Annotated in this window: 8 protein-coding genes, 1 rRNA gene and 1 pseudogene; 7 read left to right on the top strand and 3 right to left on the bottom strand. The window is 72.8% G+C overall.

Annotated features, from left to right (window positions below):
• Nucleotides 1-170 (bottom strand): 16S ribosomal RNA (locus tag ACGFN2_RS35635); the annotation flags it as partial.
• Nucleotides 171-783: 613 nt separating this feature from the next.
• On the opposite strand from ACGFN2_RS35635, the gene ACGFN2_RS35630 reads away from it, so the two are divergent.
• Together ACGFN2_RS35630 and ptsP are read left to right on the top strand one after the other, a co-directional pair.
• A complete protein-coding gene (locus ACGFN2_RS35630; RefSeq protein WP_362612883.1) occupies nucleotides 784-1,233 on the top strand; it encodes a PTS glucose transporter subunit IIA in 450 nt (149 codons plus the stop codon).
• A gap of 79 nt (nucleotides 1,234-1,312) precedes the next feature.
• Nucleotides 1,313-2,983, top strand: a complete 1,671-nt coding sequence (gene ptsP / locus ACGFN2_RS35625) for a phosphoenolpyruvate--protein phosphotransferase (protein WP_362612880.1) — start codon at nucleotides 1,313-1,315, stop codon at nucleotides 2,981-2,983.
• Between the two features lie 87 nt (nucleotides 2,984-3,070).
• Here ptsP and ACGFN2_RS35620 read toward each other — a convergent pair whose 3' ends face one another.
• A complete protein-coding gene (locus ACGFN2_RS35620; protein ID WP_393367106.1) occupies nucleotides 3,071-4,000 on the bottom strand; it encodes a hypothetical protein in 930 nt (309 codons plus the stop codon).
• 148 nt (nucleotides 4,001-4,148) lie between these two features.
• Nucleotides 4,149-6,179, bottom strand: coding sequence for an acetoacetate--CoA ligase (locus tag ACGFN2_RS35615; protein ID WP_393367104.1), 2,031 nt, complete (start codon nucleotides 6,177-6,179; stop codon nucleotides 4,149-4,151).
• Between the two features lie 330 nt (nucleotides 6,180-6,509).
• Between ACGFN2_RS35615 and ACGFN2_RS35610 the strand changes: the two genes are divergently transcribed.
• The 5 genes and pseudogenes from ACGFN2_RS35610 (at nucleotide 6,510) to ACGFN2_RS35590 (ending at nucleotide 13,341) form a co-directional block, all read left to right on the top strand.
• Nucleotides 6,510-8,915, top strand: coding sequence for a glycoside hydrolase family 31 protein (locus ACGFN2_RS35610; protein ID WP_393367102.1), 2,406 nt, complete (start codon nucleotides 6,510-6,512; stop codon nucleotides 8,913-8,915).
• Between the two features lie 138 nt (nucleotides 8,916-9,053).
• A complete protein-coding gene (locus ACGFN2_RS35605; RefSeq protein WP_393367100.1) occupies nucleotides 9,054-9,899 on the top strand; it encodes a M15 family metallopeptidase in 846 nt (281 codons plus the stop codon).
• Between the two features lie 555 nt (nucleotides 9,900-10,454).
• Nucleotides 10,455-10,877 (top strand): annotated as a pseudogene (locus ACGFN2_RS35600) (Zn-ribbon domain-containing OB-fold protein); the annotation flags it as partial.
• A gap of 213 nt (nucleotides 10,878-11,090) precedes the next feature.
• Entirely contained in the window at nucleotides 11,091-12,263 is a 1,173-nt protein-coding gene (locus ACGFN2_RS35595; RefSeq protein ID WP_393367109.1) for a lipid-transfer protein, read from the top strand.
• 310 nt (nucleotides 12,264-12,573) lie between these two features.
• Nucleotides 12,574-13,341, top strand: coding sequence for an MIP/aquaporin family protein (locus ACGFN2_RS35590; RefSeq protein ID WP_393367098.1), 768 nt, complete (start codon nucleotides 12,574-12,576; stop codon nucleotides 13,339-13,341).
• Nucleotides 13,342-13,477: the final 136 nt, after the last annotated feature.

Genomic DNA, 13,477 nt, shown 5'->3' with positions numbered 1-13,477 from the left:
CGGTATTAGACCCCGTTTCCAGGGCTTGTCCCAGAGTGAAGGGCAGATTGCCCACGTGTTACTCACCCGTTCGCCACTAATCCCCTCCCGAAGGAAGTTCATCGTTCGACTTGCATGTGTTAAGCACGCCGCCAGCGTTCGTCCTGAGCCAGGATCAAACTCTCCGTGAATGTTTACCCGTAACCGGGTGACACTCGCGTTGAGCGGAACCGTTCGGAGGAATAGTCCTCACGGTTCACAGCGTCCTCGCTGTGTATTTGCCTATCCGCACGATGTGCCGACAGGACTTTCAAAGGAACCTCATCTCCCGGATGTTTCCGGTCGACGGGGTATCAACATATCTGGCGTTGACTTTTGGCACGCTGTTGAGTTCTCAAGGAACGGACGCTTCCTTTGTGCCTTATCGGTTCTGATTTCTCAGTACCGGGCTCTCCGGGCGCTTCCCTTCGGTGCTTCACACTCTATCAGGCCTTTTCCGGCTTTCGAACCGCTGCTTTTCTGCAGGCATGCAGAAAGCGCAATTCTTGAGTCGCGATCAAGACGCTAGGAGTGCCGCCCACCTCAACCGGACGCAGTTGATTGCGTCCTGGCTGTCCGGGGCAGGTGTCAGACAGTACAGCTCCGGTGTGGGCGAGGCAAATCGATTCAGCGGGACTCGCGGACGGCAACCGGCGTCTCTCATGCGGAACCGTCAGTTCTTATGACTTACGCTTCTGAACGGTGCGCCGTCCAGGACAGGTAGTGACGGCGGCCTGATGAATCTCCACCCCTGGGAGGCTTCCCATGACCACCGTGACGTCCCCTCTTGCCGGACGCGCCATCGGACTCGCGGCTGTGCCCGACCCGGTGTTCTCCGGAGCGATGGTGGGTCCCGGTACCGCCATCGATCCGGTCCGTGAGCCGTCCGCCGCTGTTTCTCCCGTGGACGGTGTCCTCGTATCGCTGCACCCGCACGCGTTCGTCGTCGTCGACTCCGAGGGGCACGGCGTGCTCACCCATCTCGGTATCGACACCGTGCAGCTGAATGGTGAGGGCTTCGAGCTGCTTGTGAACAAGGGTGACACCGTGACCCGCGGCCAGGAGGTCGTGCGCTGGAACCCGGCCGCGGTTGAGCAGGCCGGGAAGTCGCCGGTGTGCCCGGTCGTCGCGCTGGAGGCCACCGCGGACTCGCTCGGCGAGGTGCGGGAGGACGGCGAGGTCAAGGCGGGCGACCAGCTCTTCTCCTGGCAGTAGGAGCCGGGGCCCCTTTCCCCAGGCAGGTACGACATCCACGCGGCGGTCCCGGCCGCCGCATCAACCGGAGACGGGTGCAATGGAGACAACGCTGCGAGGCGTCGGCGTCAGCCACGGTGTGGCGATCGGCGAGGTGCGGCACATGGGTACGGCGGTTCTCGAACCGCCGGCCAAGCAGATTCCGGCGGACGAGGCGGAGCGCGAACAGGGGCGTGCCCGTCAGGCCGTGGAGGCTGTGGCCGCTGATCTGATGGCGCGGGGAAACCTGGCGGGCGGTGAGGCGCAGGCCGTGCTGGAGGCACAGGCCATGATGGCGCAGGACCCCGAGCTGATGGCGGATGTGGAGCGGCGGATCGCCGTGGGCAGCACCGCGGAGCGCGGTGTGTATGACGCGTTCGCCGCCTACCGGGCGCTGCTGGCGGGTGCGGGTGAGTACCTCGCGGGCCGGGTGGCCGACCTCGATGACGTGCGGAACCGGATTGTCGCCCGGCTGCTGGGCGTGCCGATGCCGGGTGTGCCGGACAGTGACGAGCCGTATGTGCTGATCGCGCGGGATCTGGCGCCGGCCGACACCGCGCTGCTGGACCCGACGCTGGTGCTCGGGTTCGTGACCGAGGAGGGCGGGCCGACCAGCCACAGCGCGATCCTCGCGCGGGCGCTGGGGGTGCCGGCCATCGTCGCGCTGCCCGGTGCGGGTGAGCTCGTCGAGGGCACGGTCATCGCCGTCGACGGCAGCACCGGTGAGGTCTTCGTGGAGCCCAGCTCCGAGAAGCAGGCGGCGCTGGAGCAGGCCGCGGCGGAGCGGAAGGCGGCGCTGGCGGCGTCGTCCGGTCCGGGTGCCACGTCCGACGGGCACAAGGTGCCGCTGCTGGCGAACGTCGGCGGGCCCGGTGATGTGGCCGCGGCGGTCGAGGCCGGGGCGGAGGGCGTCGGTCTCTTCCGTACGGAGTTCCTGTTCCTGGACGACAGCAAGAACGCGCCGTCCGAGGAGAAGCAGGTCGAGGCGTATCGGAAGGTGCTGGAGGCGTTTCCGGAGGGGCGCGTGGTCGTGCGCGTGCTGGACGCCGGTGCCGACAAGCCGCTGGACTTCCTGACGCCGGCCGACGAGCCGAACCCCGCGCTGGGTGTGCGGGGGCTGCGGACGCTGCTCGACCACCCGGATGTGCTGCGGACGCAGCTGACGGCGCTGGCGAAGGCGGCCGAGGGGCTGCCGGTCTACCTCGAGGTCATGGCGCCGATGGTGGCGGACCGGATCGACGCCAAGGCGTTCGCGGACGCCTGCCGGGAGGCCGGGCTGCAGGCGAAGTTCGGGGCGATGGTGGAGATTCCGTCCGCGGCGCTGCGCGCGCGGTCGATTCTGCAGGAGGTCGAGTTCCTTTCGCTGGGGACCAATGACCTGGCGCAGTACACCTTCGCCGCGGACCGTCAGGTCGGTGCCGTCTCGCGGCTGCAGGACCCCTGGCAGCCGGCGCTGCTGGACCTCGTCGCGGTTTCGGCCGAGGCCGCGAAGGCCGAGGGCAAGAGCTGCGGTGTGTGCGGTGAGGCGGCCTCCGATCCGCTGTTGGCGTGTGTGCTGACGGGGCTCGGCGTGACCAGCCTGTCGATGGGTGCGGCGTCGCTTCCGTATGTGCGGTCGACGCTGTCCAAGCACACGCTGGCGCAGTGTGAGCGGGCGGCGGCCGCGGCGCGGGCCGCGGACACCGCGGACGATGCGCGCGCTGCCGCGCAGGCGGTGCTCTCCGGGGAGTGATCTCGCGCGGCGCGGTGCGTCGCAGCAGTGTGGACGGCCGTCCCGCCCTTTGTGGCGGGGCGGCCGTGCTGTTGGTGCGTGGTGTGGTCAGTCGTGGTGGTGGGGGTCGGGCGGGGGTGTGAGCGGGAGGCCGGGGGCGTAGTCGACGCCGTGCTCGGGTGGGATCGGCTCGCCGGTTTCGGCGTCGGTGCAGTAGGCGGTGAAGACCTCGGCGGCGCTCAGCGCGCGGGGCCAGGCCTCGTGCAGGGACCAGCCGCGGACCGTGTCGTGGGCGGGGGCGCCGGTGGTGTCGTGGTCGGCGGGGCCGGTGGTGGTCCGGGAGACGATGCCGCCGGGGGTGCGCAGGGCGAGGCCGGCGGCAAGGACCGTGCAGAAGACGAGGGTGTCCGATTCGTCGAGCTGGAGGCGGGTGCCCTCCTCGGCGGTGGCGTGCAGGACCGCCAGGAGGGGCGGTTCTCCGGCGGCGACGGAGCAGACGAGGTGGTGGCTGCCGCTGCCGAGAGAGGCGAGGAGCTGCTGGACGGCGAGGGTGGCGCGGGCGAAGGCGGCGTGGGCGAGGTCGTCGCCGCACTCCGGGCAGTCGCCGGCGCGGGCGAGGACGGCGGAGGCGTGGTCCCAGGTCGCCTGGCGGCCGGCTTCCTCGACGAGCAGCGGGAGCAGCCGGCTCAGGGGTTCGCCCTGGTAGGTCAGGGTCGCGCCGGTGCGGGCCACTTCGGCGGTGTAGCGGCTGCGGCTGTCCGTGCGGTCGGGGTCGAGGGCGAGGTCGGTGCAGTACTTCTCGTAGGCGGCGGGGTCGAAGAGGCTGACGGTCGTGAGCACGCCCTGGGAGGCGAGGGTGCGCAGCAGGTGCTCCATCTGGCGGAGGTAGCTGCGGTGGTCGTCGAACGGGAAGGTGCGGTAGCGGCTCATGGCCTGGAAGTCCTGCTCGTCGGCGAGGACGGCGGCGGCGCTGGGGACTTCGCGGCGGAGTTTGCGGTGGGCGGCGGAGCGGTCGGTGTACCTGGATGTGGATGTCATGGTTCCCCCCTGGTGAGATGCGTCCGGCGCGGAGCGGTGCGCCGGCCGGACGCCACTTGTCACTGAGAGTAATCGGGGGGTCTGACAATGCGGCCGGGCGCCGGACCGGGGGCCGTGCGGGCCTGCGGTGGTCCGGCGCCGGACGGGTCTACCGCGTGCGGTCGGTGGCGTGGTCGCGGGCCACCTGCTCGTAGAAGCGGAGCAGTTCGAGGTTGTCGACGGAGCCGGGGTTGACGGCCTTTTCGAGGGGGGTGCCCTGGAGGAGGCGTTTGACCGGGACCTCGATGCGCTTGCCGGTGAGGGTGTGCGGGACGCCGGGGGCTTCGATGATGTCGTCGGGGACGTGCCGCGGGGAGAGCTGTTCGCGGATGGTGCGCTTGATGCGGTCACGGAGGGCGTCGTCGAGGGTGGTGCCCGGGGCCAGGTGGACGAAGAGCGGCATCCAGTAGCCGCCGTCGGGGAGTTCCAGGCCGATGACGAGGGATTCGCGGATCTCGGGGAGCCGTTCGACGGCCTCGTAGATGTCGGCGGAGCCCATCCGGACGCCCTGGCGGTTGAGGGTGGAGTCGGAGCGGCCGTGGATGACGACGCTGCCGCGGGGGGTGACGGTGATCCAGTCACCGTGCCGCCAGACTCCGGGGTACATGTCGAAGTAGCTGTCGTGGTAGCGGGTGCCGTCGGGGTCGTTCCAGAAGCGGGTGGGCATGGACGGCATGGGGGTGGTGACGACGAGTTCGCCGACCTCGTCGATGACGGGCTTGCCCTGGGGGTCCCAGGCCTGGAGGTCGGTGCCGAGGCAGGGGGCCTGGAGTTCGCCGATGTGGACGGGGAGGGTGGGGACGGCGCCGGCGAAGCAGCTGCAGACGTCGGTGCCGCCGCTGACGGAGGCGGTCCACAGGTCGGTGCCGCCCTCCGCGAAGCTGTCGTGCAGCCAGCGGAAGCCGTCCGGCGGGAGCGGGGAGCCGGTGGTGGCGACGCAGGTGACGGCGGAGAGGTCGAGGTCGCGGGCCGGGTGGATGCCGGCCTTGCGGCAGGCCATGACGTAGGCGGCGGAGGTGCCGAAGACGGTGGCGCGGGTGGTTTCGGCGACCCGCCACTGGGCGGAGACGTCGGGGTGTCCTGGGCTGCCGTCGTAGAGCACGATCGTGGAGCCCACCAGGAGGCCGGCGACGAGGAAGTTCCACATCATCCAGCCGGTGGAGGTGTACCAGAAGAACCGGTCGTCGGGGCCGAGGTCGCAGTGCAGGCCGGTCTGCTTGAGGTGTTCGAGGAGGATGCCGCCCTGGGACTGGACGATGGCCTTGGGCAGGCCGGTGGTGCCGGAGGAGTACAGGACCCACAGCGGGTGATCGAAGGGGACCTGCTCGTAGACCGGTTCCGTGTCGTTCGAGGTCAGGTCCGACCAGTTCACTGCGCCTTCAGGAGCGGGGGTGCCGAGCAGCGGGATGTGGACGACGGCGCGGAGGGTGGGCAGTTCGCTGCGGAGTTCGGCGACCGTGTCGCGGCGGTCGTGTTCCTTGCCGCCGTAGCGGTAGCCGTCGACGGTGAACAGGACGACGGGCTCGATCTGCTGGAAGCGGTCCAGCACGCTGCGGGCGCCGAAGTCGGGGGCGCAGGAGGTCCATACGGCGCCGACGGCGGCGGTGGCGAGGAGCGCGACGACGGCCTGCGGGATGTTGGGGACATAGGCGCTGACGCGGTCGCCGGGGCGGACGCCGAGGCGGCGGAGTTCGGCGGCCAGTGAGCCGACCTGGGCGCGGAGGTCCGTCCAGGTGACCGGGGTGGGCTCATGGGTCTCGTCGACGTAGAGCAGCGCGGGCGCGTCGGCGCGGGCCGGGTCCTCGGCGGCGCGCAGGGCGTGCTCGGCGTAGTTGAGGGTGGCGCCGGGGAACCAGCGGGCGCCGGGCATCGCGGGGTCGGCGAGGACGGTCTCGTACGGGGTGGCGAAGCGGACGTCGAACCATTCGGCGGTGGCCTGCCAGAAGGCGGGGAGGTCGTCGACGGACCAGCGGTGCAGGTCGGCGTAGCTCTTCGCGGGGTCGCCGGGGGTGGGGGCGGGTGCGCCGTGGTGGGCGGCGGCCCAGGTGTGGAAGCGGGTGACCTGTGCGCCGGCGATGCGGTCCGGGCCTGGCTGCCAGAGCGGTTCCGGCTGGTGGGCGGACGGCGGTGCGGTGGTCATGATGCGGCTCCCGGGCGATACGCGTCGTGGGCGTCGGGCGCGCACGGTGGTGGGGGTCCCCCGGCCCAGTGGGTGGGCGTGTGCGCGTGACACGGCTTGCCTGGACGATGCCATGTGATCGACTTGTGCACCAGGGTGGGCCACCCACATTCGGGGGGTGGCGGATGTGGCGGCACCCTGTGGCGCGGGGGCGGGGGCCGGAGCCCTTGGCGGGATTGGGCCGTGGTGGGGCGGGCCTCGGGCCTGAAGGTGGCCGAGCGTGACACGGCGCAGGTGAACGGCAGTTGAACGGTTCACCCGGACCCACTCGTCAATGGGAGGCTGAGCGGTATGGACGGGCGGGATCTGGTGCGGTCGGTGCGGGTGATCAGGGCGGTGGGGCCGGCGCAGGGGCTGCGGTCCGTGCGCGCGGCATGGCGGGCGCGGAGAGCGGATGCCCGGGCGCTGCCGCGGCCCGGCGCGGAACGGGCGCGGGTGCCGGGGCCGGCCCGGAGCGCGGAGCCGCAGCCCGGCGGCGGGGTCATCCGGTTCGCCCGCTCGTCGCTGCGGGTGCGGGTGGCCGCCGGCGGCGCGGTGTTCTGCGGCTGGGACGGTGCCGAGCCGGAGCCGTCGTACGCGCTGGCCGGGGCGTGTCCGGAGGTGGACGCGCGGGCGGTGCTGGAGCCCGACACGGAGGGCGGCTGGCGGGTGGTCTCCGAGCGGGTGCTGGTGGTGGTATCCCGGCACGGCGCGGTGGAAGTACGGACGCCCGGCGGGGCGGTGCTGCGGCGGGAGTTGCCGCCGCGCTGGTGGGACCGGGCGGGCGAGGCCGGGGCGGACGGGCGGGCCGGGCAGCCGGAGGTGTCCGGGGTCTCGCGCTGGGTGCAGCGCTCGGAAGTGGCCGCCGACGGCCGGTTCTTCGGGCTGGGCGGCCGGGCGCACGGGCCCCGGCTGCGGGACGGCGCGTACCGGCTGTGGAACACCGACCCGGGAGGGGCCTTCGCCCCGGGTGACGATCCGCTGTCGCTGACGATGCCGGTGCAGCTGGTGGTGGCGGACGCCGGTACCCATCTGGTCTTCCACGACAACTCCTTCGACGGCCGGGTCACGCTGCGCGAGGGCGCGGAGGGGGCGGGCTCGGGGCATGACCGGCCGGGCACCTCCGAACTGCGGATGGACGGCGGGCCGCTGCGCTACTGGGTGCTGGCCGGGACGCCGGCCCGGGTGCTCCAGGTCTGGACGGCGCTGACCGGTGCGCCCGCGCTGCCGCCCCAGTGGGCGCTGGGGTATCAGCACGCCCGTTGGGGGTTCGGCGGGGAGGCCGAGGTGCGCCGGGTGGTGGCCGGCTACCAGGAGCGCGAACTACCGCTGTCCGCCGTCCATTTGGACATCGACCACTTCGACCGGCACCGGGTGTTCACAGTCGACAAGGAGCGCTACCCGGATCTGCCGGGGCTGGCCCGGGACCTGCGCGCCGACGGGGTGCGGCTGGTGTCGATCGTGGACCCGGCGGTGAAGGCCGAGCCGGGCGACGCGGTCTACGAGGGCGGGGCGGCGGCGGACGCCTTCGTACGGGACGCGCGGGGGCGCGAGGTGCGCGGGCTGGTGTGGCCGGGCGAGTCGGTGTACCCGGACTTCACCGATGCGCGGGTGCGCAAGTGGTGGGGCGCGCAGTACGCGGAGCGGCTGGCCCAGGGCTTCTCGGGGTTCTGGCACGACATGAACGAACCGGTCTCCTTCGCCGCGTTCGGGGAGGGGACCCTGCCGCGCTCGGCACGGCATGCGCTGGAGGGGCGGGGCGGCGACCACCGGGAGGCGCACAACGTCTACGGCCTGGCCATGGCCCGGGCCGGCTTCGAGGGGCTGTGCGAACTGCGGCCGGGCGAGCGCCCGTTCCTCTTCTCCCGGGCGGGCTGGGCCGGGATGCAGCGTTACGGCGGCAGCTGGTCGGGCGATGTGGCGACGGGCTGGCCGGGTCTGCGGGCGTCGCTGTCGCTGGTGCTGGGGCTGGGGCTGTGCGGGGTGCCGTACAGCGGTCCCGATGTCGGCGGGTTCTCCGGGGTGCCGTCCCCGGAGCTGTATCTGCGCTGGTTCCAGCTGGGTTCCTTCATGCCGTTGTTCCGTACGCACTCGGCCCTCGGGGCGGGGCGGCGGGAGCCGTGGGAATACGGGAGCGAGGTGCTGGACCACGCCCGTACGGCGCTGCGTGAACGGCGACGGCTACTGCCGTACTTCGGGACGCTGGGGCAGCTGGCACGGCTGGCGGGAGCGCCGTATGTCCGGCCGCTGTGGTGGAGCGCGCCGCGGGACCGGGCGCTACGGGACTGCGAGGACGCCTTTCTGCTGGGAGACGCGCTGCTGGTGGCGCCGGTGCTGGCGGCGGGGGTGACCCGGCGGCCGGTGCGGCTGCCGCGCGGCCGGTGGTACGACACGGCGACCGGGCGGGCCTATGACGGTCCCGGGCAGGTGTGGGTGGAGGCGCCGCTGTCGCGGATTCCGGTGCTGGCGCGGGCCGGTGCGGTGCTGCCGGTGGCGGGGGCGGACGGCGGCACGGAGCTGGAGGCGTGGGCGCCGGCCGCCGGGCGCGGGGGCAGTGGGCTGGTGGTGCCGGACACCGGGGACGGCTGGCAGCGGCCGACGGTGGAGCGCTTCACCTCGCGGTGGTCGCGCGGCCGGGTGGTCGTGGAGCGGCGGGATGGGGGCGCGGTGGGGTATCGGGTGCGGGTGCGGGGGGTGGCGGAGGGGGCCGACGGGTAGCGGGGGGCGTTGGGAACGGGTCGCTGGGGCTGTGCGGGCCGAATGGGCTGTGGTGGTGGCGGGTTGGCGCTGGATGGCAGTGGGTTGGCAGGGTGGCGGGGCTTCCGCTCCGGGCGTCGGGCCTGGTAGACGAGGGCCATGCCGAGACTCCCTGCCGCGCTGCGCGGCCTCGCCGCCGCTGCCGCCGCCCTGATCGCCGTCCCCGCACTCGCTCCGGGCGCGGCGGCCGCCCCCGTCCGCCCGGCGCCGTCGCCGTCGTCGCCTGCCGTCCACGAGCCCACGATGCCGCGGGAGTTCGTCGCGCTGCGCAGTGTGGACCCGACGATCATCCAGGAGATGCGCTACGTCACCCCGCACAACTTCATGGGGGTGCCGGTGACCGGCTATCGGGCGCCGCAGTGTCTGCTGACCCGGGACGCGGCGCGGGCCCTGCACCGGGCGCAGCGCTCGTACCTGCGCCGCGGCTACTCCCTCAAGGTCTATGACTGCTACCGCCCGCAGCGCGCCGTGGACCACTTCGTGTCCTGGGCCAAGGACCTCGGCGAGCAGCGGATGAAGGGCGAGTTCTATCCGCGGGTCGACAAGTCGATGCTCTTCCGGGACGGCTACATCGCGGAGAAGTCCGGGCACAGCCGGGGCAGCACCGTCGATCTGACACTGGTGCGGCTGCCCGCGCTGCCGACCCGGCCGTACGTCCCCGGGGAGCCGCTGGCGCCGTGTTACGGCCCGAAGGCGGCCCGCTTCCCGGACAATTCGCTGGACATGGGGACCGGCTTCGACTGTTTCGACACCCTGGCGCACACCCTCGACCCACGGATCACGGGCCGTCAGCGGGCCCACCGTCTGCTGCTGAAGGACGGCCTGGAGCGTGCCGGATTCGTCAACTACCCGAACGAGTGGTGGCACTACACCTTTACGCCGGAGACCTTTCCTGAGACCTACTTCGACTTTCCGATAGGGGGGCGGTTGCCGGGCCGGCGCTGAGGGGGCCGGCGGGCCGCCGGGGTGATCGGCGGGGGCGCCACCGCACGGGCGTGCACGGGGCGTCGAAGCAACCGGCCGCGGGCGGGGCTCCGTGTGCGGCGCCTCGGCTTCCGTGGGCCGGGGCACGGCATCACCCCCGTCGATCCCGTGCCCCGGACCCTGTTCTGGGGGACGCCGCCGGGCCGCGTCCGGTTCGACGAATCCGTGCCCGGTCATCCGTCCGGGCGACATTCCCTCCGGAGGAGCACCGCCCCGGCCGCCGAGATCCAGGTCGGCGACCGGGACCCCGGCCGCGGACAAAGCCTCGCCGCCGCCCAGGCCTCGGGCGCGTAGGGCTCCTCAACCGGGCACCACCGCCGCGAAGGGCACCCGCAATACACACGGGCGGGCCCGGCAGCCCCGTCCGCCACCGGGCCGGCACCGTCGATCGCCGCACACTCCCCCGCACGGCTTGATCCCCCACGCCTGTACCGGACTTCCACCTCAGGCAGCCGCATGCCACACTCCTGACGTTCCGTCAGATGCGTGACCGGTGGTCGTGGTGGAGGAGGGGCTGTGGCACGTACGCGGAAGCCTGTGGTGCCGGGGTGGTTCGACCAGGATGCGGCGGACTTCCGGCTGCTGGGGACCCGGTGCCGGGCCTGCGGTGCGGTGTTCTTCCCCCGTGAGGACGCCTTCTGCCGCAACCCCGAATGCGGGGGCACGGAGTTGGCGGAGGTGCCGCTGTCCCGGCGCGGGACGGTGTGGTCGTACACCGACGCCCGCTATCGCCCGCCCGCCCCGTACGTCTCCGATCCGGACGCCGCGTGGGAGCCGTACCTCCTGCTCGCCGTGGAACTGACCGAGGAGCGGATGGTGGTCCTCGGTCAGGCGGCGCCCGGTGTCCGCGCCGCCGGTCTTCGGGTGGGGACGGAGGTCGAGCTGGTGCCGGGGGTGCTGTACGAGGACGAGCGGCACAGCTGGACGACGTGGCGGTGGGGGCTGGTGGAGGGCGGGAGCGGGAACGGGAACGAGGGTGGGGGCGGGGGTCGGGTGGGGGCCTCTTCGCTACACCCGCCCACCCCCCGAAGGGGGGTGGGCGGCGGGGAAAAAAACAACCCCGTGGGTGGGCGGCGGCCCCCTAGGAGCCCGCATCTCGCCGCCCGCCACCACAGCCCCGCCCACCACAGCCCCGCCGACGGCGACGTCGCGGTGCTCGGTGCCGGTATGCATCCCTGGGGCAAGTGGGGGCGCAGCTTCGTCGAGTACGGGACGAAGGCGGCCAGGGACGCTCTCGCGGACGCCGGGATCGACTGGCGCGCCGTCCAGAGCGTGGTCGGCGCGGACACGGTGCGCGGCGGCTACCCCGGGTACGTTGCGGGCGCGACCTTCGCCAGGGCGCTGGGCTGGCAGGGTGCACGGGTGACCAGCGTCTATGCGGCCTGTGCGTCGGGCGCCCAGGCCATCGGCACCGCGCGGGCGCAGATCCTGTCCGGTATGGCCGACGTGGCGCTGGTGGTGGGCGCCGATGCCGCACCCAAGGGGTTCTTCGCCCCGGCGGGCGGCGAGCGGCCCGATGACCCGGACTGGCTGCGGTTCCGGGTGCTGGGCGCCACCAACCCCGCGTACTTCGGGCTCTACGCACGCCGCCGGATGGCCCGGTACGGCGACACGACCGACGACTTCGCCCGGGTGAAGGTCAAGAACGCGGCGGCCGGCGCGGCCAATCCGTACGCCCGTTACCGCAAGCCGGTCACCGCGGAGGAGGTCGCGGCGTCCGCCGTGGTCGCCGACCCGCTGCGGCTGCTGGACATCTGTGCCACCTCCGACGGCGCCGCGGCACTCGTCCTGACCAGCATGGACTTCGCGCGCCGGCACGGTGTCGCGGACCCGGTCCGCATCCGTGCGGTCTCCACGGCCACCCCGCACTATCCGCGGACCGTCCTGGACCTGCCGGACATCGCCACCGACTCGGCGGCGGCCGTGCCGGAGCCGGAGACCGGTTTCCGGGCGTCGATCGCGCGCGCCGCCTACGAGGAGGCCGGGATCGGACCCGAGGACCTCTCACTGGCCGAGGTCTACGACCTGTCCACCGCCCTGGAGCTGGAGTGGTACGAGGATCTGGGGCTGTGCGGCGCCGGTGAGGGGGCGAAGCTGCTGCGGGACGGTGCGACGGCGCCGGGCGGGCGGCTGCCCGTCAACACCAGCGGTGGTCTGGCGTCCTTCGGCGAAGCGGTGCCGGCCCAGGCCATCGCCCAGGTCTGCGAGCTGACCTGGCAGTTGCGGGGGCGGGCGGGCGCACGCCAGGTGCCGGGCGCCCGGGTGGGAGTGACCGCCAATCAGGGGCTGTTCGGGCACGGGTCGGCCGTCGTCGTGGTGCGGTGAGCGCGGTCGCGCACCTACGGGTGTGAGGTGCCGGACCGGCGGTGCCCGGCCGTACGGTCGCGGCCCGCCCGCGGGCGCCGCCACGGGAAGCGCGTACGGCGACCACGGGCCGGGCACCTCCCCCTCCCCCAACATCCTCTGCTGTACGCGACCTTGACGGCCCCTCACCGCCGGTGAACACTTCCGGATGCCGGGCGGCATCGCCGCACTCAGGCACCCCGGGTGGCAGCGGCTGTCCGCTGCCCGCCGGTGGCACGCACCCTGCACGGAGGACCGGGGGACGTCCCCGGGCGAGGGACAAGGAGCCGCCATGTACTCCAATGGGGACATCATCGCCGGTGAAGTGATCGGCACCGCGATACTCATACTCTTCGGCGCCGGCGTGTGCGCCGCCGTCACACTGCACCACTCCAAGGCGAAGGGCGCCGGCTGGGTCGTGATCGCCCTCGGCTGGGGCATGGCCGTACTGGCCGGTGCCTACACCGCGGCGCCGCTGTCCGGCGGGCACCTCAACCCCGCGGTGACCCTGGGCTCGGCGATCGCGGGCGGCACCGAGTGGTCGAAGGTGCCGCTGTACGTCCTGGCGCAGATGGTGGGCGCGGTGATCGGGGCCGTGCTGGCCTGGGCCCTGTATTACGCGCAGTTCGCCGCCAACGCCGAGCAGAGCAAGGCCCAGCCGACGCTGGGGATCTTCGCCACCGGCCCGGAGATCCGCAAGCCGGCCGCCAACCTGGTGACCGAGGTCATCGCCACCGTCGCCCTGGTGCTGCCGCTGCTGTTCTTCGGCCAGAACAAGGGCATCGGCATCGGCCAGGTCCCCGGCGCGCACGCGGGGATCTACGGCTCCGGGATCAATGTGCTGCTCGTCGCACTGCTGGTGGTCGGCATCGGGCTGTCGCTGGGCGGGCCCACCGGCTATGCCATCAACCCCGCCCGTGACCTCGGGCCGCGTCTGGCACACGCCCTGCTGCCGATCCCCAACAAGGGCTCCTCCGACTGGGGTTACTCCTGGATTCCGGTGGCCGGTCCGCTGATCGGCGCGGTGCTGTCCGGTCTGGTGTACCAGGCGGCTTTCTGACCCGGCCGGGGGCGGGGGGGGGGCGCCCGGGCCCCCCCCCCCCCCCCCCCCCCCCAACCCCCCCCCCCCCCCCGGCGGGGGGTTTACGCGCGGAAACCGGGCCCGCGCGAAATAACGGGGCCCCCGACGTCACGGC

It is taken from the genome of Streptomyces sp. NPDC048612, assembly GCF_043199295.1.
Classification (GTDB): domain Bacteria; phylum Actinomycetota; class Actinomycetes; order Streptomycetales; family Streptomycetaceae; genus Streptomyces.
The sequence above is the reverse complement of the archived record's forward strand: the minus strand, read 5'-3'. Positions and strand labels throughout refer to the sequence as shown.

Excerpts from the sequence above, each read along its gene's own strand:
- ACGFN2_RS35630 (WP_362612883.1), top strand. The coding sequence starts at position 784 with ATGACCACCGTGACGTCCCCTCTTGCCGGACGCGCCATCGGACTCGCG.
- ptsP (WP_362612880.1), top strand. The coding sequence starts at position 1,313 with ATGGAGACAACGCTGCGAGGCGTCGGCGTCAGCCACGGTGTGGCGATC.
- ACGFN2_RS35620 (WP_393367106.1), bottom strand. The coding sequence starts at position 4,000 with ATGACATCCACATCCAGGTACACCGACCGCTCCGCCGCCCACCGCAAA.
- ACGFN2_RS35615 (WP_393367104.1), bottom strand. The coding sequence starts at position 6,179 with ATGACCACCGCACCGCCGTCCGCCCACCAGCCGGAACCGCTCTGGCAG.
- ACGFN2_RS35610 (WP_393367102.1), top strand. The coding sequence starts at position 6,510 with ATGGACGGGCGGGATCTGGTGCGGTCGGTGCGGGTGATCAGGGCGGTG.
- ACGFN2_RS35605 (WP_393367100.1), top strand. The coding sequence starts at position 9,054 with ATGCCGAGACTCCCTGCCGCGCTGCGCGGCCTCGCCGCCGCTGCCGCC.
- ACGFN2_RS35590 (WP_393367098.1), top strand. The coding sequence starts at position 12,574 with ATGTACTCCAATGGGGACATCATCGCCGGTGAAGTGATCGGCACCGCG.